Origin of the sequence: Streptomyces sp. NRRL S-455 (genome assembly GCF_000717875.1) — a bacterium.
GTDB lineage: Bacteria > Actinomycetota > Actinomycetes > Streptomycetales > Streptomycetaceae > Streptomyces.
The window spans coordinates 38808-59260 of the sequence record NZ_JOCT01000035.1 but is presented as its reverse complement, the minus strand read 5'-3'; the positions used below and the strand labels follow the sequence as shown (position 1 = coordinate 59260).

Below are 20453 nucleotides of genomic sequence, written 5' to 3'. Positions count from 1 at the left end.
GTGAGTCACTGAGGCGGCGGCCCACCCCTCGGCCGCCCCTCGTACGTGTCACCGGTCCTGCTGCTCCCGGCCAGGGGCAGCAGGACCGGCGTGTCGTCCGGGACGCCCCGGCACCGGTCACCGGCCTGACGGAGGGAAGCCGGTGACCGGCGCCCGGGGGCCGCCGAACGCCCTCACAGCGTGAGGTGCCGCACTGCGTCACCAGGTAACACGGGGTTCACATTCGAGCAATGGACGGGAAATCGCCTGTTGTCAGGCTGCCGGGCAGCAGACGCGGCGCCCCAGTGCCGCAGCGCCGCAAGCACCCGCGATACGCGCCCAGACACACCCGAGGATGTGGCCCGTGACCTTCAAGGCTGAGTACATCTGGATCGACGGCACCGAGCCGACGGCCAAACTGCGTTCCAAGACCAAGATCATCGCGGGTTCCCCCGCCGGTCTGGACGCGCTGCCGATCTGGGGCTTCGACGGGTCCTCCACCAACCAGGCCGAGGGCCACGCCTCGGACTGCGTCCTCAAGCCGGTCTTCACCTGCCCGGACCCGATCCGCGGCGGCGACGACATCCTGGTGCTGTGCGAGGTCCTGAACATCGACCTCACCCCGCACCCCAGCAACACCCGTGCCGCGCTGGCGGAGGTCGCGGAGAAGTTCGCCGCTCAGGAGCCGATCTTCGGCATCGAGCAGGAGTACACCTTCTTCAAGGACGGCTACCCGCTCGGCTTCCCCAAGGGCGGCTTCCCGGCCCCGCAGGGCGGCTACTACTGCGGTGTCGGCGCCGACGAGATCTTCGGCCGTGACGTCGTCGAGGCGCACCTCGACAACTGCCTGAAGGCGGGCCTCGGCCTGTCCGGCATCAACGCCGAGGTCATGCCCGGCCAGTGGGAGTTCCAGGTCGGCCCGCTGTCCCCGCTGGAGGTCTCGGACCAGCTGTGGGTGGCCCGCTGGCTGCTCTACCGCACCGCGGAGGACTTCGACGTCGCCGCCACCCTGGACCCGAAGCCGGTCAAGGGCGACTGGAACGGCGCCGGCGCGCACACCAACTTCTCCACCAAGGCGATGCGCGAGTCCTACGACGCGATCATCACCGCGGCCGAGTCGCTCGGTGAGGGCTCCAAGCCGCTCGACCACGTCAAGAACTACGGCGCCGGTATCGACGACCGTCTGACCGGTCTGCACGAGACCGCCCCGTGGGACAAGTTCTCCTACGGCGTCTCGAACCGTGGTGCCTCGGTCCGTATCCCGTGGCAGGTCGAGAAGGACGGCAAGGGGTACATCGAGGACCGCCGTCCGAACGCCAACGTCGACCCGTACGTGGTGACCCGCCTGCTCGTCGACACCTGCTGCTCGGCGCTGGAGAAGGCCGGCCAGGTCTGATCCTCCCGCAGGAGTCCGCAGGGGCGCCCACCGTTCGCGGTGGGCGCCCCTCGCGTTGTCCGTGGGAGCGTCCACGCTGTGAGAGGAGGGTCCCGGTGCCCGCTCCGCTCTGCTTCAATAGGCCCATGGCCAGCTACCAGAAGCACACCGCGACAGGTCGCCATGACCTCGAGCCCTTCTGGCCGTCCCGTCAGGACCACGACTTCGACCGGGTGTGTTGCCGCGCGACGAACGCGCCGGCCCTCTAAAGCCGTACACCCCGGCCTTCGGCCAGCGCGAACCGCGTACGTCCCTCGGCGAGCCCGACCACGAATCGCGGCCGTCGACCTCTCCGACGAACCTCTCGCGCGAAAGAGCTGACCTCTCATGGCGACCACTCGTTCCCTGTCCACCGCCACCCTCGACGCCCCCGCGACGCACGGTCCCCGGCTGCGTGCAGTCGACCGGGACGAGGTGGTGACCGTCGCGGACCTGCTGCCGCCGGGGGCCACCTGGCTGCCGGCGCCGCAGCACACCCTCCCGGCACTGCCCGGGCAGCCGCCGATGGTCGGTTATCTGGTGCTCGTCCCGGCCGACCAGCAGCCGCCGTTCCCCGTGGCGGTGCCGGACCGGCCGGAGGAGATCGGCGCCGCGTCCGGCCCCGAGCCGGAGGCCGACCCGCTGATCCGCGTCGACACGGCGCAGCGCACCGCCCAGGTGGCCGGGCGCCCGCTCGACCTCACGTACCTGGAGTTCGAGCTGCTGGCCCACCTGGTGGCGCATCCGAACCGGGTGCACACGCGTGACCAGCTGGTCGGCACGGTGTGGGGCTACGGACACGTGGGCGACGGCCGCACGGTCGACGTCCACGTCGCCCGGCTGCGCCGCAAGCTGGGCGCCGAACACCGTGACACGATCCGGACCGTGCGCCGCGTCGGGTACAAGTACGTGCCGCCGAAGGGACCCTGACCCGCAGGCGGGCCAGGGCACTGCTTCTGCCGACGGCAGATTCCGTCCCGTCCGGCCGCTCCACGGGGCAGAGTCACCGGCATGAGACTTCTGATGCTGGGTGGGACGGAGTTCGCGGGCCGGGCCGTGGTGGAGGCGGCCCTGGGGCGGGGCTGGGACGTGACCGTCTTCCACCGGGGGCGGCGCGAGGCGCCCCCGGGCGCGCGGTCGCTGCTCGGTGACCGCACCGCGCCCGACGGGCTCGCCTCCCTGGCCGAGGGCGAGTGGGACGTCGTCGTCGACACCTGGTCGGCGGCGCCCCACGCGGTGCGGGACACGGCGCGGCTGCTGCGGGGCCGCGCCGACCGGTACGTGTACGTGTCGAGCTGCTCGGTGTACGCGTGGGCCCCACCGGCCGGTTACGGGGAGGACGCGCCCCTGGTGGAGGGGGCCTCGGCCGAGGCCGGTCAGACCGACTACCTCCGGGACAAGCGGGGCGGTGAGCTGGCCGCCGTGGAGGGCTTCGGGGCGGACCGCTCGGTGCTCGTCCGGGCCGGACTGATCCTCGGTCCGTACGAGAACGTCGGCCGCCTCCCCTGGTGGCTGACCCGGATGGCCCGCGGCGGCCCGGTCCTGGCGCCGGGGCCGCGGGGCCTCCCCCTGCAGTACGTCGACGTCCGGGACCTGGCCGAGTGGATCCTGGGCGCCGCGGAGCAGGGGCTGAGCGGGCCGTACAACCTGATGAGTCCGCAGGGGCACGCCACGATGGGGACGCTGCTCGACGCGTGCGCGCGGGTCACGGGCGGTGCGGCCGAGCTGCGGTGGACCGAGCCCGAGGTGATCCTGGACGCGGGCATCGAACCGTGGATCCAGCTGCCGGTGTGGGTGCCTCCGGGCAGCGACATGCACGACGCCCTGCACAGCGCCGACGTCTCCCGCGCGCTCGCGGCCGGCCTGCGCTGCCGGCCCGTCGAGGAGACCGTCGCCGACACCTGGAGCTGGCTGCGCTCCATCGGCGGTGTGGCGCCACAGCGGACGGACCGGACGCGGAAGGGGCTCGACCCGGAGGTGGAGGCGAAGGTGCTCGCGGCCGGCACCGGCGCGTGAACCACCGCTCGCCGGCCCGGAGGTGTACATAGCACCACCCCCGGCCGGGTGCTCGGCCCAGTGACCCCGCCACCCCGTTCCACGAGACTGACGCCATGACCATGGACATGAAGAACGGCGACGTGCGTACGAAGGGGCGGGGCATCGGGCTCGCCGCGGTGCGGGGGCTGGCGCTGGCCCTCGTCTCGCTGCCGGGGGCGGTGCTGTGCTTCTGCCTGTCCCTCGTCTCCATCGCGCTGATCCCGATCGGGGTCGGGCTCGTCACGACGCCGTACGTGCTGTCGGGGGTGCGGGCGTTCGCGAACTGGCGGCGGGACCTGGCCGCGGAGTGGGGCGGGGTGCGGATACCTCCGGCCTACCGGCCGCTGCCGAAGGACACGAACCCATGGGCGCGCACCTTCGGGATGCTGCGCGACCCGGCGACCTGGCGGGACCTGGGGTGGCTGCCGGTCGACATGACGGCCGGGTTCGTCACCGCTCTGCTGCCGGCCGTGCTGCTGCTCTACCCGCTGGAGGGATTCGCCCTCGCCATCGGGCTGTGGCGGGTCTTCCCCGACGGATACTGGTACGGGTTCGTGCCGGTCACGGGGCAGGCGTCCGCCCTCGGCGCGGCGGCCCTGGGCCTGGTCCTGCTGTTCCTCGCGCACTTCTGCACCCCGCGCCTGCTGGCCGCCCACTTCCGGCTCACCCGGGCCGTGCTCGGCGGCAGCCAGGAGGAACTGGCCGAGAGGGTGCGAGTCCTGACCGAGACACGACGGGACGCGGTCGACGCCTCCGCCGCCGAACTGCGGCGCATCGAACGGGACCTGCACGACGGAGCGCAAGCCCGGCTGGTGGCGGTCGGCATGGACCTGGGCACCATCGAGGCGCTCCTCGACGAGGACCCGGCCCAGGCCAGGCAGTTGATCGCCCAGGCCCGCAGGTCCTCGGTCGAGGCCCTGTCCGAGCTGCGCGAACTGGTGCGCGGCATCCATCCGCCGGTCCTCGCCGAGCGCGGACTGGGTGACGCCGTACGGGCGCTGGCGCTGCGGTTGCCGGTGGCCACCGAGGTGAGCGTGGACCTGCCCGGGCGGGTGGAGGCGCCCGTGGAGTCGGCCGCGTACTTCGCGGTGAGCGAGGTGCTCACCAACGCCGTGAAGCACTCCGGCGCCGACCGGGTCTGGATCGACCTGCACCAGGCGGACGGCATGCTGCGCGTGAGCGTCACCGACAACGGCAAGGGCGGCGCGGTGATCGAGGCCGGTTCCGGCCTGGCGGGGGTCGAGAGGCGACTGGGTACATTCGACGGCGTCCTGGCCGTCAGCAGCCCCGGGGGCGGTCCCACCATGGTCACCATGGAGATCCCTTGCGCGTAGTCCTGGCCGAAGACCTGTTCCTGCTGCGCGACGGACTCGTCCGGCTGCTCCAGGCACACGGCTTCGAGATCGCGGCGGCCGTCGAGTCCGGTCCGGAACTGGCCGCCGCACTGGCCGAACTTGACCCGGACGTGGCCGTGGTCGACGTCCGGCTGCCGCCGACGCACACCGACGAGGGCCTGCAGTGCGCGCTGGACGCCCGCCGGAAGCGGCCCGGTCTGCCGGTGCTGGTGCTCTCCCAGCACGTGGAGCAGCTGTACGCGCGTGAACTGCTCGCCGACGGCAGCGGCGGGGTCGGGTACCTGCTGAAGGACCGGGTGTTCGACGCCGGGCAGTTCGTGGATGCCGTGCGGCGGGTCGCCGCCGGTGGTACGGCGATGGATCCGCAGGTCATCCAGCAGTTGCTGGCGCGCCGGGCGGGCGACGACCGGCCGCTGGCGCGCCTGACGCCCCGGGAGCGGGAGGTGCTGGAGCTGATGGCGCAGGGCCGGTCCAACGCGGCGATCGCGAGCCGGCTGGTCGTGACGGAACGGGCGATCGCCAAGCACACCGCGAACATCTTCGCCAAACTGGGACTGGAGGTCTCGGACGACGACAACCGTCGCGTGCTGGCGGTTCTCGCGTATCTCGACCAGGGCCGGTGAAACCGGACCAGCGCACTCACCCATTGTGGGTGGCCAGCAACTCCTGGTCCCGGAGCGCCTGTTGAGGACACAAGGCCCTCACGAATCTCGCATCAATTTCCGGGACATCTGAACACCCCTGGGACGGCCTCCGTATGGAAGGGAGCCGCTTCACTCCTGTCGGGCGCCTCGATGCCCCCGAAAAAGGAAGTCAGAGGAGTTCCATGGGACGCAACACAAGAAAACGCCGGACGCCGATGGCCACCAAGGCCATAGCCGCATCGGCGGCCCTAGCGCTCGGTGGGGGCGGGCTGATCTGGGCAAACTTCTATGCCTCGGCGCATGAGGAGAACTCGGCGGGCCAGATCAAGTCCGCGGGCGCGCAGATCGCCACGATCCAGTGCCCGGACGTAGGACAGCAGCTGACCGATGTGCCGGACGGTGCGCGCAAGGGTGTCGACAAGGAGCTGGCGAATCTCGACAAGCAGATCAGCGAGGCCTACACCCGGCTCGCCTCCACGCGTCAGGCTCAGGCCGGCGACTCCGCCTTCGTCGACAACGCCATCCTCGGCCCGCTGAAGTCGAAGCGGGTCGCGGTCATCGACCGGATCGGCATCAACATCAAGCGGGTGGGCGGTCAGGCTCCGGCCAACCTCGACCAGATGGCCGAGTGCAAGGGCATGGCCGCCGACGCCAGCACCACCGATGGCCAGGCCGGGGGCGATCAGAACCAGGACGGCCAGAACCAGGACGGCCAGAACCAGGACGGCCAGAACCAGGACGGCCAGGACCAGGACGGCCAGGACCAGGACGGCCAGGACCAGGGCGGCCAGGACCAGGGCGGCCAGGATCAGGGCGGCAACGGCGGGCAGGCCAACAACGGCCCCGCGGCGAACGACTTCATCAACATCGAGGACGTCCAGCCCAACTCCCGCAACCTGCCGAACGGCCTCGCCGCGAACGGCGACGGTGGTTCCACGGGCACGTTCACCACGAACTGCGGCACCAACGAGAACGAGAACCGCAACTCGGACAACGTGATCGTGGCGCCCGGCGTGTCCAACGGCGCGCAGCACCAGCACGACTACGTCGGCAACCAGAGCAACAACGCCTTCGCGAGCGACGAGGACCTGGCGAACGCCCAGACGTCCTGCCAGAACCAGGGCGACAAGTCCTCGTACTTCTGGCCGGTCCTCCGTATCCAGGACGGTTCGGACGACATCGACGCGGGTCAGCCCGGCGGTGGCCAGGACGGCAACGTCGGCAAGATCGTCGAGCCGGCCGAGGCCCAGCTGAAGTTCGTCGGCAACCGCACCAGCGACGTCGTCGCGATGCCGAAGGCCCTGCGCATCATCACCGGTGACGCCAAGTCCTTCACCAACGGCCTCAACAACGCCAACACCTCCTGGAGCTGCACCGGCTTCGAGGACCGCCAGGTGACGGACAAGTACCCGCTCTGCCCCCAGGGCAGCAGCGTGGTCCGGACGTCCAACTTCCAGAGCTGCTGGGACGGCCAGAACATCGACAGCGCCAACCACCGCACCCACGTCGACTTCGTGGAGGCGGACGGCAGCTGCTCGAACGGCTTCCAGGCCATCCCCCAGCTCCAGGTCCGCCTGGTCTACGACGTCGAGGCGCCGCAGATCAACAACGGGCAGGTGCAGAACGCCTTCGCGGTGGACTCCTTCCCGGAGCAGCTGCACAAGCCGATCACCGACCACAACGACTTCATCAACTTCTTCGACGAGAACGTGATGAACGAGATGGTCGAGTGCATCAACAGTGGTCAGGACTGCCAGTAGTCCTAGGCCGGTGACAAAGCCGGCGGTGGGAGTTCCCACCGCCGGCTTTTCCGTGTTTCCGGACCCGCGCGGTCAGCCGTGGTGGCTTCCGCTCTTGTTGTGGCTGCCACCGGGGTTCATGTGCTCGGAGCCCTCCTCCATGGTCCCGCCGAGCCTGTTCTGGAGCGCCGTGACCGTCTTCTCCTGGCCCACGGCGACCCACTTGCGGCCGACGAGGTAGTAGCCGCCGTAGTCCTTGGCGCTGTTCAGCCACTCACGCTGACCGCGATCGGTGGCGAAGGTCGCGAGAACGTACTTCTCCTTGCCCTTCTTGCAGATGGCCTGGCGGATGGTGTCGGCGTCGGTCTGCATGTTCGGCTTGCACTTCGCCTCGGCGGCGATGTGCTCCAGGCTGCCGGTCACCTCCTTGGGGACGGCCGCCTCGTCCTTGCCACCGGATCCGCAGCCGGCCAGCGCCAGTATCGCCACCGCGCCGCTCAGCGCGAGCATCGGTCGGGTCACCCTCATCTGTTCCTCCGGTCCTCTTCACGGCACGGTCCGGACGCATGCCGCACGGAGCCCCGGCGAGAGGCTCCTCGTCTTCGATACGGCTGCGGAGCGCGCGGTGCTCAAATCCCGTGTGCCGGTGGGCACGTCTGTGCGAGGCTGGGCCGGTGAACCAGGACTGGGAAGACCGGGTGGCCGCTCTGTGGGCCCGCTTCGACGACTACGCCGAAGCAGAGGAGGACGAGGCGCGCTTCCGCGCCGAGGTCGACGCCCTCGTGGCCGAACTGCCGGAGGGCAGCCCACTCGGCGTGTTCGAGCAGGCCTGCGCCTGGGACTCGACGGGGCATTCGGACAAGGCGGTCCCGCTGTACCAGGAGGCACTGAAGCGCGGACTCGCCGACGCGAGCCCCTACAAGACCCGGCGGACGAAGATCCAGCTGGCCAGCTCGCTGCGGAACATCGGCCGGGCGGAGGAGGGCGTCGCGCTGCTGACGCCCGAGCTGGACGCCCCGTCCGACGAGCTGGACGACCCCGTACGCGCGACGCTCGCGCTGTGCCTGTCCAGCACCGGCCGCGACCGGGAGGCCCTGTCGCTGGCCCTGGGCGCCCTGGCCCCGCACCTGCCGCGCTACCAGCGGTCGATGGCGAACTACGCCCGGCTGCTGGTGGATCCCGAGGAGCCTACGGAGGGCTGACGTCCCCGGTCAGGTGACCATCCCCCGATTCGCTCGTTCTGCTGAACGTGCAGTCACAGGATGTCGCCCAGCGCCCCGCGTCCCCCTCCCCCACCGGCCCGGTCGTCGACGTCGAGCAGGCCGAGGCCGCGCTCGTCGAGCACTACCCGCGGCTCGTGCGGCTCGCCTATCTGGTGCTGCCGCCGGGCATGGGCCGCGGCAGGCGCGTGCTGACCGCACACGCCCTCACTCAGCGGGCGCTGCCCCGCGGCAGCCGCACTCCGGCCCCGGTGATCCCAGCCCAGTCGGCCGGCCGTGACGGCGAACCCGGCTACGCCCTGGTCCGTCTCGAGGTGCTGCGCTCGGCGCTGGAGGCGGGACTGCCGCTGAAGCTCAAGCCGTGGCCCAAGAGGTCCCAGCTGCCGCCGCTGCTGCCGCAGGTGTGGGGACTGAAGCTGTTCCCGAGGCCCGGCGGCGCCGACGAACTCGCCCTGGACCAGCGGCTGTCCACCCTGTCCGGCCCGGCCCGGGCCGCGTACGCGCTGCGCGGACTGGAGCGGCTGGAGGACGACGCCGTCCGTGAGGTGCTCACGGCCGCGGGCGTCGCCGACGCGGAGGGCGCGCTGCTCGAGGCGGGTGGAGTCCCCGAGCAGTTCGGGCTGCTCGACTCCCCCGAGTTCGACCCCTGCTCGCTCCAGGCCCGCCCCACCGACCTGATGCGGCGCCGCCAGTACCTGAAGGCGGCGCTGGCCGCCGGCGCGGCCCTGCTGGTGTGCGGGGCGCTGTTCGGCCTGCCCGGCGGGGGCGTGGGTCCCGACGGCGCCGCCGCGCCCCCGTACGCGCGGAACCCGGCCGCCCAGGCCGCGCTGGATCCGGCGAAACTGACCAGGATCTCCCCCGCCGCGTGGCGGAGTTCGGCGCGCACCGACTTCTCCGTGTGGCCGGCCCGCGGCGACCTCACCGGCGACACGGCGCTGCTGCGCCGCGCCCTGGCCGTCTGGGCCCGCCCGGGCGGGGCGGTCGGGGTGACGGCGACGCCCGGCACGCCGACCGGCGGCCCGGCCGGACCACCGCAGCTGCTGTTCGCGGGGAGGGTGGACGCCGCACGGGTGGTGATCCTCTACGACGGTCTGCGCATCGCCCGGTACGCCGAACCGGCGGACGACACGGAGGGCGCGGCGCTCGACTTCGCCCGGGTCGACGGCGCCGGCCGGTCCGGGGCGAGTGCGGTGGTCCTGGGCCGTACCGACGGCAACGTCCGCTACCTGACCGCGCCCTGGGTGAAGAAGGCGGCCGAGCGGGACCTGATGAAGCCGGGCTCCGGCGCGATGGACCTCGTCCTCACCGGCGGTGTCACGGCGCCGCTGGCCGGCCCGGTCCTGCGGCCGGGCGCGTGCACGTCGTGGAACGTGCTGCAGCTGACCGACGGCACGGGCACCCGGCTGCTGACCGACCTCGGCGAACTGGTGCCGGCCCGGCTCACCACGGGGCGGCCCGGTTCCCCCGGCGAGGTGTCCGGCGCCGAGGCGCTGCGCACCTGGGAGCCGTTCGCCTGCTCGCTCGCCACGATGCGCTCCGCGGGCGTGCGCAGCGTCAACGCCTGGGCGTTCAACGAGCAGCCGCTGCCGGACGCGAGCGGTTCGGCCGCGTGGGTGTGTACCCGGGCCGAGACCTGGCGGGGTGGCGGGGCGCGGGTGCTGGCGCAGTTCCACACTCCGGGCGGGACGTACGGGGCGGTGGCGGCGAAGGCCGAGAACGCGCCGGCGTGCGGGGCGCGCCACCCGCACGTGCTGGCGGGTGTGTGGTGGAAGTCGGAGGCGGGCGACTGGTATCTGCTGGCGGCCGGCAGTCGGCACACGGCGTCGATCCGGGCGTCGGGAGGGATCAGCGGGTCGGCGCGCGGCAGTCTGCTGACCGTGCCGGCCGAGCGAGGGGTCCGGGCCGAGCTGAAGGGCACGCTGAAGGACGGGCGTGCGATCGGCGGACTGCGCTGACGGCCGGATCGTACGCCCGCCCGGTGGGCGACGGTGAACGTCCATGATCGATCCTGGCCGGTTCGCGGCTGGAATCGATCGGTAAGGTGTCCGCATGACTACCGGGGTTCGCCGCAGATTGGGAGTGGAGGAGCGTCGGCAGCAGTTGATCGGCGTCGCCCTCGAACTGTTCAGCCGCCGCTCGCCCGACGAGGTCTCCATCGACGAGATAGCGTCGGTCGCGGGCATCTCACGCCCGTTGGTCTACCACTACTTCCCAGGCAAACTCAGCCTGTACGAGGCCGCGTTGCAGCGGGCCTCGGACGATCTCGCGGCCCGTTTCGTGGAGCCCCACGAGGGCCCGCTGGGAGAGCGGCTGCTGCGCGTGATGCACCGCTACTTCGACTTCGTGGACGAGCACGGGCCCGGTTTCTCCGCCCTGATGCGCGGCGGCCCCGCGGTTGGCTCGTCGACGACCAACGCGCTCGTCGACTCCGTACGGCAGGCCGCGTATGTCCAGATCCTTTCGCACCTGGGCGTGACCGATCCGCCCGCCCGTCTGGAACTGGTCGTCCGTTCCTGGATCTCGCTCGCCGAGTCGACGGCGCTGATCTGGCTGGACGGCCGGCGCATCCCACGGGACGAACTGGAGGTCAAGCTCGTCCACGACTTCGCCGCGCTCGCCACGGTCAGCGCCGCACACGACGAGGAGATGAGGTCCCTGCTGCACCGCATCTTCAAGGACGAGCCGACCTACGGCCCGTTCACCGCACTGGCCGGCCGACTCGTGACACCGACGACCTGAACCCGCTCAGCCCTCGGACTTCCGGTAGGACGCGTCCAGCTCACGCACTTCGGCGGAGGCGTGCAGCACGAGCCCCTCGGCAACCTTCAGGTGCGTCCGCAGCAGCTCCAGCGCGGCCTCGGTGAGCCGGGCCTTGGTCTCCTCGGTGCGGCCGGGGAGCAGGGCGATGTGGACGTGCACATGGGCGTGGCCCCCGGTCTCGAGGCCGACCACGATGTCCTCGGTCCGGCGGAACCGCGTCTTGCAGGCCGACGGCTTGGCGGCCCCCGCGATGTCGACCGTCGCCTCGTGCAGTGCCTTGGCGAATCCCTGCCGGTCGAAGCCGTCGCCGAGGCCGGCGGAACAGTCGACGGTGATCTGCGGCATCGGTACTCCTGTTCCGGGCGGCCAACGGGCTCACCCTAGCCGTCAACGCCGACGGCCAGAGGGGGTGGGGCGGACCGTGGACGCGGTCCGCCCCACCCCGCCGCCAGGGCCGGTGCGGTTACCCGGCGGCGCTGGTGAAGACGGCCACCGTGCGTCCCGGAACAGTGAACGTGCCGGACTGTGCCGTGTAGGAGGACGACTTGACGACAGGGTCCGCCCCCGCCCGCTGCACCGGGTGCAGGCGGTAGCCGGCCCCGGCGAGCGCGGGGACGCGCTGTTCCTGCCGTTCGGGCGTGGCGTTGAAGACGATGACGAGGTCACCGAGCCGCATGGTGATCACGCCGGGCGTCTCGTCCGTGCCGGACAGCGGGAAGGAAAGCCGGGACTGCACCTGCTCGGCGGTGGAGAGGGAGAAGTCCTTCTCGGTGGCGCGGATCCGCAGCAGGTCGCGGTAGGCGGCCGAGGCGCCCTCGATCTGCTCGCAGCCGACCCTGACCTTGCTGAGCAGGGGTTTGGCGTACGGCCACTTGCCGGCGTTGTCGGCCGCCATGGGCAGTCCGCGTCCGAAGCCGTTGCCGTCGGCGCAGTCCCAGTGGACGGCGTTGAACCAGTCGCCGCTGTCGTAGGAGTTGCGGTCCAGGGACTTGGAGCGCAGCAGGTCGGTGCCCGCCTGGGACAGCGCCGGGCCCTGGGAGAGGGTGGCCGTCGCCATGGCGAGGACCTGCATCCGGGCCCGGTCGGACGCGCTCGTCGTGGCGGGCAGTTTGAAGGCGAGGGCGTCGAAGAGGGACTCGTTGTCGTGCGCGTCGGCGTAGGCGAGGGCGTCGCCGGGGGCGGCGGCGTATCCGGCGGGTGCGCCGTTGTAGTCGACCTCGGAGCCCTTGACCTCCTTGCCGTCGGTGCCGGTGAACCGGTAGTCGGCGAGGTTGCCCGAGAGGCCGACCTTGATCAGGTCCTGGTAGTGCAGCAGGCGGGCCTTCTGTTCGGCCGAAGTGCCGTTGTTCTCGGAGGAGTTGGGTTCGGTGTACAGGCCGGAGGCGAAGCCCTGGACGCCGGGGTCCTCGTCGAAGGGGCCGCCGCCGCGCACGGCGTCGCGGGCCCGGTCGGAGAAGGTGGCGATGCCGGTGCCGGCCATGTTCTTCTGCGTGGCCTGGACGAACCGGGCGTCGTCGGCGACCTCGCCGAAGTTCCAGCCCTCGCCGTACAGGATGATCTTCTTGCCGTCGACGCCGTCCTTCTCCGGCGTGAGCGCGTCGAGGGCCTCCCGGACCGCGAGGATGTTGGCCTTCGGGTGGTGGCCCATGAGGTCGAAGCGGAATCCGTCGACCTTGTACTCCCGGGCCCAGGTGACGATCGAGTCGACGACCAGCTTGCCCATCATGGCGTTCTCGATGGCCGTGTTGGCGCAGCAGGTGCTGTTCGCCACCGACCCGTCGGCGAGGAGCCGCTGGTAGTAGCCCGGCACGATCCGGTCGAGGACGCTGGTGCGCTCCTGGCCGCTCGCCGCGGTGTGGTTGTAGACGACGTCCATCACGACCCGCAGGCCGTCCTCGTTGAGCGCCTTGACCATCTCACGGAACTCGACGGTTCGGTCGGTGCCGTCCGGGTCGGTGGCGTAGGAGCCCTCGGGGACCGTGTAGTGGTACGGGTCGTAGCCCCAGTTGTAGGCGTCCTTCGCGGCGATCTTCCCGACGCACTCCTGCTGCTTGTCGGAGTCGGCCGGGTAGGCGGCGAGGTCGCAGTCGACCTTCGCCTGGTCGGCCTTGCGTTCCGGGATGGTGGCGATGTCGAAGGCGGGCAGGAGATGGACGTAGGAGGTGCCGGCCTTCGCCAGCTCGCGCAGGTGCCTGGAGCCGTCGCTGTCCTTGTCGGTGAAGGCGAGGTAGGTGCCGGGGTGCTTCGCCGTGCGGTCCTCGACGGAGAAGTCCCGGATGTGCAGCTCCTGGATCTGGGCGTCCCGGAGGGGGACGGCCCTCGGCTTCTCCAGGGAGGCCCAGCCGCGGGGCTTCAGCGCCTTGTCGCGCAGGTCGACGACGAGGCCGCGCTCGGAGTCGGCGGTGAGGGCGAGGGCGTAGGGGTCGGTGACCTTGTTGGTGACGACCTTGCCGGCGCTGGGCGCCCAGACCGTGACGACGTACCGGTAGGACTTGCCCTTCCAGGACTTCGGGCCGGTGACGGACCAGACGCCGGTGGTGTCGTCGCGCCTCATCGGCACGGTGGTGTCGCCGATCTCCAGTGCGACGTGCTGCGCGGTCGGCGCCCACACGGACAGGGTGGGGCGGCCGTGGGAGAACGCCGGTCCCAGGTCGGCCTTGGTGGCGCCGGAGTACAGGTCGTCGAGGACACCGGCGATCTGGACGCCGGTCGCCGCGAGCACGGCCCCATTGGCGGCCCGCTGGGTGGCGACGACCTGGCCGCGCAGGGCCTGGCGCACCCGATCGCGGTCGCGTGGGTCGACGGTCCAGGCACCGTAGGCCTTCAGGTGCGGGAACCGGGCCTTCTGGACGTCGCTGAGCTCGGTCTTCGACAGCCGCAGCCACTTGGCGGCACCGGTGAGGGCGCCGTCCTTCACCGCGATCGACCCGTCGCGGGCGTAGAGCAGCTGGGTGGAGGCGGCGGCGTCGGAGCCGTTCCAGGCGAGGGTGTTCCGGTCGATCCAGACCGCCTTGGAGGTGGTCAGGTCGAGAGCGCCCGAGGTGCCCGCGGGCTGCGGGAGCAGGTACTTCTCCTGGCCGCTCAACAGCCACACCTCGTGGCCGTGCGCGCGGAGGTCGAGCGACTGGTCGGCGGGCAGGTCCTTCTCGTCGCCCTTGTGGAGGATGTAGCTGAGGCTGGTGGCACCGTCGGTGAGCGGTACCTCGAAGACCGCACCATAGGTATCAGTCTTGACCGGCTTCAGGGGGTTCGACCACTCGGTGGGATTCGCGGCGCCCGTCCAGACGTGCAGGCCCCAGCCGTCGTAGTCGCCGTCGGCCCGGTGATAGTGCAGGACCGCCTTGGTCTTGTCCGGGGCCGGGTAGTCGGCGGTCGGCTTCTCTGTGCGGACGGTCTCCTTGCCCTGCTCGATCCAGATCTCGCCGGTCCTGGTGACGTCGATGGTGCGGTCGGCGGCGACGTCCTTGGTGCCGTCCTTGTCGATGACGAGGAAGCCGATGTCCGAGGCGCCGGGCTTCAGCTTGACGTAGGCGAAGGCGCCGTAGGCGTCACGGCCGGTGAAGGGGTGGCTGTCGGGCCACTGGGTGGCCTCGCCGTCGGCCAGGTCGCCCCAGGCGTACAGGCCCCAGTCGGCGTAGTCACCGTCGGCGCGCTTGTAGTGGACGATCGCGTGGTCGCGGGAGGAGGCGGAGGGCGGCTCCTCGGTGGGCGGGGTGCCGGTGGTGGAGGCGGCCAGGGCGCTCGCGGTGCGGCCCCGCGAGTCGATCACGACCGCCTTGTAGCGCAGGGCGGTGCCGGGTGCCACGTCGCTGCCGATGGTCTGGGTGACCTTGTAGGGGGCGTGGTCGGCGGAGCCGAGGGTCCGCCACTTTCCGCCTCCGACCTGGGCGGCGAAGACGACCCGGTTGAGCTGCCCGCCGTCCACGTCCGCGGTGAGCTCGACGGTGCCGGTGGCGCCGGCCGCCGGGGCCTTGAGGGTGATGGCCGGCACGGTGGCGGGCCCGGCGAGCCTGCCGGTCGCCTTGAGCACGATCGCCGAGCCGGGCGGGACGGTGACGGTGAGCTTCTTCTCGCCGTCGCTCTTCACGGAGGCGCCGGTGCCGTAGAGGCCCTTGAAGGTCATGCCCGCCGAGCCGGTCGGGAACGTCGCCGTCTTCTTCTCCGCCGCGTTGTTGAAGGCGACGACGTACTCGGTGCCGGTCCGTGCGTCGGTGCGGGAGAAGGCGTACACGCCCGGGCCGTCGGCCGCGTACCGCTGCTGCTGGACGCCGTCGGTGAGGGCGGGGTTCGCCTTGCGGAGCCCCGCGAGGGCACTGATCCGGCGGTAGAGCGGTGCTTTCGTGTCGTAGGCGTCCTCGGCGTGGGTGCCGTCGGTGCCGATCCGGTCGTCGTCGAGGTAGTCGGCGGTGCGCGAGGCGAACATGCTCTGGCGGGCGTCCTTGTCGCCGCCCGCGCCGGCGAAGCCCTGTTCGTCGCCGTAGTAGACGACGGGGTTGCCGCGGCTGAGGAACATCAGCTCGTTGGCGAGCTTGTCCTTGGCGAGGATCTGGGCGTCGGTGGCCTTCGGGTTGTCCTGCTCGATGAAGTACCCGATCCGGCCCATGTCGTGGTTGCCGAGGAAGGTGACCTGCTCGTAGGCGTTGGCCTTGCCGGTCGTGTACTTGTAGTCGTCGCCGAAGACGCCCGCGAGCTTCTGGGCGGTGCCGCCCTGCGAGGCGTACTGGCGGGCCGCCTCCTGGAACGGGAAGTCGAGCGTGGCGTCGAGGCGGCCCCGGGTGACGTACGGGGAGGTGACGTCCGTGTCGGCCGAGTACACCTCGCCGAACATGAAGAAGTCGTCGCGGCCCTGCCGCGCGGCGTAGGCGTCGAGGGCGGTGGCCCACTGCGTCCAGAACTCCATGTTGACGTGCTTCACGGTGTCGATCCGGAAGCCGTCGATGTCGAAGTCCCGCACCCAGCGCTGGTAGATCCTCTCCATGCCCCGAACGACCTCGGGCCGCTCGGTCCACAGGTCGTCGAGCCCGGAGAAGTCGCCGTGGGTGGAGCTCTCACCGGCGAAGGTCGAGTCGCCGCGGTTGTGGTACATCGTCGGGTCGTTGAGCCACGACGGCACCTTGATGTCCTTCTTCGCCGCGGGAACGGCCGGCGTGCGCGGGAAGGAGTCGCGGTCGACCTCGGGGAAGGCCTGTCGCCCATCCGCGTGGTCGGCGTCGTCGAACGGCACGCCGTCCTTCGTCAGATACGGGAACGCCCCCTTGGAGAGGTAGTCGTACGACTTCTCCTCATAGTCGACGACGTCCGCCGTGTGGTTGGTGATGACGTCGAAGAAGACCTTCATGCCCTTGGCGTGGGCCTTGTCGATGAGGGTCTCGAGGTCCTTGTTGGTGCCGAAGTGCGGGTCGACCTGGGTGAAGTCGGTGATCCAGTACCCGTGGTAGCCGGCGGAGGCGTTCGCCCCCGTTCCCTGCACGGGCTGGTTCTTGAAGATCGGGGCCATCCAGAGGGCGGTGGTGCCGAGGCCCTTGATGTAGTCGAGCTTCTTGGTCAGGCCCTTGAGGTCACCGCCCTGGTAGAAGCCCTTGTCGGTGGGGTCGTAGCCGGTGGCCAGGCGGGATCCGGTCAGGCCGCCCTTGTCGTTGCGGCGGTCGCCATTGGCGAAACGATCCGGCAGAACGAAGTAGAACTGCTCACGGGTGGCGTCGTGGCGGGCGGGCTCGGCGGCGAGCTTCGCGTCGGACGGAGGCGCCGGCGCGGTGGCGGCCCCGGCGGCGAGCGGCTGGACGAGTGCTGCGGCCAGTGCGGTCGCGGTGACCGCAGCGACCCGTCCGGCACGGGCGGTTCGGCGCCTTGACGGCACCGGCCATCTCGGTATCACTGACGTGGACTCCTTGCGATTGCGGCTCTCGGGTCCGACCCCGCGCGACCGTATCGCCGCCGAAACGCTTGCAGCAAGAGTCCTGAAACAACTGGAAAGAACTTTCAACGAACCGAGTTGGCCTGGCCCACGCCCTGCCGCCCTAGCAGCTGGACGTGCCCACGTGGATCGCCAGGGCGGTGTTCGAGCCGAGGGTGGCGGTGAACTGCCCGCCGGAGTTCACCGTCACGGTCGTGTCGCTCTGGACATCGCAGTACGTCCCCGCCGGGAGCGAGGTCTGGTAGGTCCTGGTCAGGGAGCCGGACTCGTGGTTGATGGCCACGAAGCCCTTGCCGCCCCGGCCGAAGGCGATGGCGTCGCCGCCGTTGTCCCACCAGTTGGTGACGGCCTGGCCGCGCGTGGCGCTGCGGAAGGCGACCATGGACTTGATCTCCGGCCAGTTGTGCTGGCACTTCCAGCCGTCCTGCCAGCAGGCGTCGACCCGGCCCCCGTTCGGCGGACCGGCGTCGTGGTCGGTGAACTCGTAGCCGGAGTTGATGTCCGGGGCGCCGTACGGCCAGGCCAGCATGAAGACGTTGGCCAGGGTGTAGGTGGCGCCGTCCTTGTAGCTGAGCGTGGAGCCGTTGCGCTCGGTGTCGTGGTTGTCGACGAAGACACCGGAGACGCCGCTGCTGAGGTACCCCCAGCCCTCGCCGTAGTTCTTCAGGTAGGCGAGGTTCTCGCTGTTGAGGACTCGCTTGAGGTCGTAGGCGTAGCGGAACTCCTGGACGTCGCCGTTGCCCGTGTACTCGGTGGGCTGGACGGCTTCTCCGCTGCCCTGGATGACCTCCTGCTTCCAGTACACCGACGGATTGCTCAGCCGGGACTTGATGTGGGCGAGGTCGGCGGCGTCCATGTGCTTGGCCGCGTCGATACGGAAGCCGTCGACGCCGAGGGAGAGCAGGTCGTTCATGTATCCGGCGATGGCGCCCCGGACGTGGTTCTCGCCGGTGTCGAGGTCGGCGAGGCCGACCAGTTCGCAGTGCTGGACGTTCCAGCGGTCCCGGTAGTCACTGATCCGGCCGGTGCAGTCGTCGAAGTCGTACGAGGAGTACAGGCCGGGGTAGTCGTACTTGCTGTAGGACGAGCCGCCGGTGCCGGTGCCGCTGCCCGCCGACAAGTGGTTGATGACGGTGTCGACGACGACCTTCACACCGGCCGCGTGACAGGTGTCCACCATGTTCCGGAAGGCCGCGCGGTCACCGAGCCGGCCGGCGATCTTGTAGCTGACGGGCTGGTACGAGGTCCACCACTGCGGGCCCTGTATGTGCTCGGCGGGCGGTGAGACCTGGACGAAGCCGTATCCGGCGGGCCCCAGGGTGGTCGCGCACTCGCGGGCGACGGAGGCGTACTTCCACTCGAAGAGGACGGCGGTGACGTCCTTGGTGCCAGGTGGGGAGGCCTGGCATTAGTCGGGTTCATGACAATCGCAGCCGTGGCGAGAGCCACGGCGGCGGAGAGATGTCTGCGTGCCATGTGGGGTTTCCTTCTTCGTTGAAGGCTCTTGCTGCAAGGTTCAGAAACCTTGCGGTGACGCAGATGATAAGGGCCCGCCACCCCGAAGGGCAGCGGGCCGTACGGAATTCAAGGGAAAGTCAGGCAGTGACGGCGGTGGTCCACCACACCGTCGTGTCGGCGGGCACCTTCGCCTCGTCGTCCACCTGGAGGATCTCCCCGCTCGCGACCAGCACCCGGCCGTACGCCGGCATCGCCACCGACTCGCCGGTGGTGTTCGCGACGCACACGAACTCCCCGCGCCGGAAGGCGAGCACGCCATCGGGCGCCCGCAGCCACTCCACGGACGAACCGGCGCCGAGGTCGGGCTGCTCGCGGCGCACCGCGAGCGCGGCCCGGTACAGCTCCAGCGTCGAGCCGGGCACACCGGTCTGGGCCTCGACACTCAGCTCGCCCCACCCGTCCGGCTGCGGCAGCCAGCTGCCGCCGTCGCCGAAGCCGTACGACGACCCGGTCCGGGTCCAGGGGATCGGCACCCGGCACCCGTCACGGAAGCCGTCCTGGCCCGCGCCCCGGAAGTACGCCGGGTCCTGGCGCACCTCGTCGGGCAGGTCGACGACGTCCGGCAGGCCGAGCTCCTCGCCCTGGTAGATGTACGCCGAGCCGGGCAGGGCCAGCATCAGCAGGGTCGCGGCGCGTGCCCTGCGCAGCCCCAGTTCCCGGTCGCCGGCCAGGCGGATCTGGGTGCCGAGGCCGGGCGGGTTGGCGAAGCGGGTGGCGTGCCGGGTCACGTCGTGGTTGGACAGGACCCAGGTGGCGGGAGCACCGACCGGGCGCATGGCCTCCAGGGTGCGGTCGATGACCTCGCGCATCTCGGCGGCGTCCCAGTGAGTGCTGAGGTACTGGAAGTTGAACGCCTGGTGCAGTTCGTCCGGGCGGACATAGTTGGCCGTGCGCTCGATGGTCGGTGTCCACGCCTCGGCGACGAAGATCCGCCCTCCCGTCTCCCACCACCGCCCTTCTGACGAAGACCCTTCGGGCCCCTTCCTTTCGGCGTACTCGTCCAGGATGAGCCGCCACTGCCGGTAGATCTCGTGCACCCCGTCCTGGTCGAAGAACGGCATGACATCGTTGCCCAGCAGCTTGACCTGGTCGTGGGAGCCGAGGTCGGGCAGCCCGTCCGCCTTCACCAGGCCGTGGGCGACATCGATCCGGAAGCCGTCGACGCCCATGTCCAGCCAGAAGCGCAGGATGGAGCGGAACTCGTCGCCGACCGCCGGGTGCTCCCAGTTGAAGTCGGGCTGCTCGGGCGCGAAGAGGTGCAGGTACCACTCGCCGGGCGTGCCGTCCGGTTCGGTGACCCGGGTCCAGGCCGGACCGCCGAAGATCGACTCCCAGTCGTTGGGCGGCAGCTCACCGTTCGCGCCCTTGCCGGGACGGAAGTGGTAGCGCTCCCGGAGCGGAGACCCGGGGCCCTCGGCGACGGCCCTCTTGAACCACTCGTGCTGGTCGGAGGAGTGGTTGGGCACGAGGTCGACGATGATGCGCAGGCCCAGCCCGTGGGCGTCGCGGATCAGCGCGTCGGCGTCCAGGAGGTTGCCGAACATGGGGTCGACGGCCCGGTAGTCGGCCACGTCGTAGCCGGCGTCCGCCTGCGGCGAGGCGTAGAAGGGGCTGAGCCACACGGCGTCCACGCCGAGGTCGCGCAGGTACGGCAGTCGGGTGCGGACACCCTCCAGGTCGCCCATGCCGTCACCGTTGCTGTCGGCGAAGCTGCGCGGGTACACCTGGTAGATCACCGCGTCCCGCCACCAGTCGCCACGCTTGGCGACGGCCACTGCGGACGCGGGAGTGGGGGCAGGTGCGGCTGAGTGCTGGCTCATGTCGTCCTTGATGCGTAACAGGATGTCGGTCATGGGAAGCGTGGGTGGGTTCG

13 protein-coding genes and 1 pseudogene are annotated in these 20453 nt (G+C 70.7%); 9 read left to right on the top strand and 5 right to left on the bottom strand.

Annotated elements, in window-relative coordinates:
- Positions 1-343: 343 nt before the first annotated feature.
- The 6 genes from glnII to IE97_RS0134250 all read left to right on the top strand — a co-directional run bounded on the left by glnII (position 344) and on the right by IE97_RS0134250 (position 7189).
- Entirely contained in the window at positions 344-1375 is a 1032-nt protein-coding gene (gene glnII / locus IE97_RS0134280; protein WP_030249702.1) for a glutamine synthetase, read from the top strand.
- A gap of 366 nt (positions 1376-1741) precedes the next feature.
- Positions 1742-2323 carry a winged helix-turn-helix domain-containing protein gene (locus IE97_RS0134270; RefSeq protein WP_030249697.1) on the top strand — a complete coding sequence of 194 codons (582 nt, stop codon included), beginning with the start codon at positions 1742-1744 and terminating at the stop codon, positions 2321-2323.
- An 81-nt stretch (positions 2324-2404) separates the two neighbouring features.
- Complete coding sequence (locus tag IE97_RS0134265) at positions 2405-3409, top strand: SDR family oxidoreductase (protein ID WP_030249694.1); 1005 nt, start codon at positions 2405-2407, stop codon at positions 3407-3409.
- A 95-nt stretch (positions 3410-3504) separates the two neighbouring features.
- A complete protein-coding gene (locus IE97_RS0134260) occupies positions 3505-4764 on the top strand; it encodes a sensor histidine kinase (RefSeq protein ID WP_030249689.1) in 1260 nt (419 codons plus the stop codon).
- A complete protein-coding gene (locus IE97_RS0134255) occupies positions 4755-5408 on the top strand; it encodes a LuxR C-terminal-related transcriptional regulator (protein ID WP_030249685.1) in 654 nt (217 codons plus the stop codon). Before IE97_RS0134260 ends, IE97_RS0134255 begins: the two co-directional genes overlap by 10 nt.
- A 203-nt stretch (positions 5409-5611) precedes the next feature.
- Complete coding sequence (locus tag IE97_RS0134250; protein ID WP_030249681.1) at positions 5612-7189, top strand: DUF1996 domain-containing protein; 1578 nt, start codon at positions 5612-5614, stop codon at positions 7187-7189.
- Positions 7190-7261: 72 nt separating this feature from the next.
- Here IE97_RS0134250 and IE97_RS0134245 read toward each other — a convergent pair whose 3' ends face one another.
- Entirely contained in the window at positions 7262-7696 is a 435-nt protein-coding gene (locus IE97_RS0134245; RefSeq protein ID WP_030249676.1) for a hypothetical protein, read from the bottom strand.
- A gap of 146 nt (positions 7697-7842) precedes the next feature.
- Here IE97_RS0134245 and IE97_RS0134240 point away from each other — a divergent pair, with 146 nt between their 5' ends.
- The 3 genes from IE97_RS0134240 (at position 7843) to IE97_RS0134230 (ending at position 11127) form a co-directional block, all read left to right on the top strand.
- Complete coding sequence (locus IE97_RS0134240; RefSeq protein ID WP_030249672.1) at positions 7843-8370, top strand: tetratricopeptide repeat protein; 528 nt, start codon at positions 7843-7845, stop codon at positions 8368-8370.
- 47 nt (positions 8371-8417) lie between these two features.
- Positions 8418-10343 (top strand): hypothetical protein, encoded by a 1926-nt coding sequence (locus IE97_RS0134235; protein ID WP_030249667.1) that lies wholly within the window; start codon positions 8418-8420, stop codon positions 10341-10343.
- A 94-nt stretch (positions 10344-10437) separates the two neighbouring features.
- Entirely contained in the window at positions 10438-11127 is a 690-nt protein-coding gene (locus IE97_RS0134230; protein ID WP_030249664.1) for a TetR/AcrR family transcriptional regulator, read from the top strand.
- A gap of 6 nt (positions 11128-11133) precedes the next feature.
- Here IE97_RS0134230 and IE97_RS0134225 read toward each other — a convergent pair whose 3' ends face one another.
- The 4 genes and pseudogenes from IE97_RS0134225 to IE97_RS0134210 all read right to left on the bottom strand — a co-directional run bounded on the left by IE97_RS0134225 (position 11134) and on the right by IE97_RS0134210 (position 20433).
- The gene (locus tag IE97_RS0134225) at positions 11134-11493 is read right to left on the bottom strand and encodes a 5-carboxymethyl-2-hydroxymuconate Delta-isomerase (RefSeq protein WP_030249659.1); all 360 of its coding nucleotides are present in this window, start codon (positions 11491-11493) and stop codon (positions 11134-11136) included.
- Between the two features lie 118 nt (positions 11494-11611).
- Positions 11612-17023 carry a pullulanase-type alpha-1,6-glucosidase gene (pulA, locus tag IE97_RS0134220; RefSeq protein ID WP_030249655.1) on the bottom strand — a complete coding sequence of 1804 codons (5412 nt, stop codon included), beginning with the start codon at positions 17021-17023 and terminating at the stop codon, positions 11612-11614.
- A gap of 142 nt (positions 17024-17165) precedes the next feature.
- A pseudogene (locus IE97_RS38900) lies at positions 17166-18538 on the bottom strand (alpha-amylase).
- A gap of 119 nt (positions 18539-18657) precedes the next feature.
- Positions 18658-20433 carry an alpha-amylase family glycosyl hydrolase gene (locus IE97_RS0134210; protein ID WP_030249652.1) on the bottom strand — a complete coding sequence of 592 codons (1776 nt, stop codon included), beginning with the start codon at positions 20431-20433 and terminating at the stop codon, positions 18658-18660.
- Positions 20434-20453 lie beyond the last annotated feature (20 nt).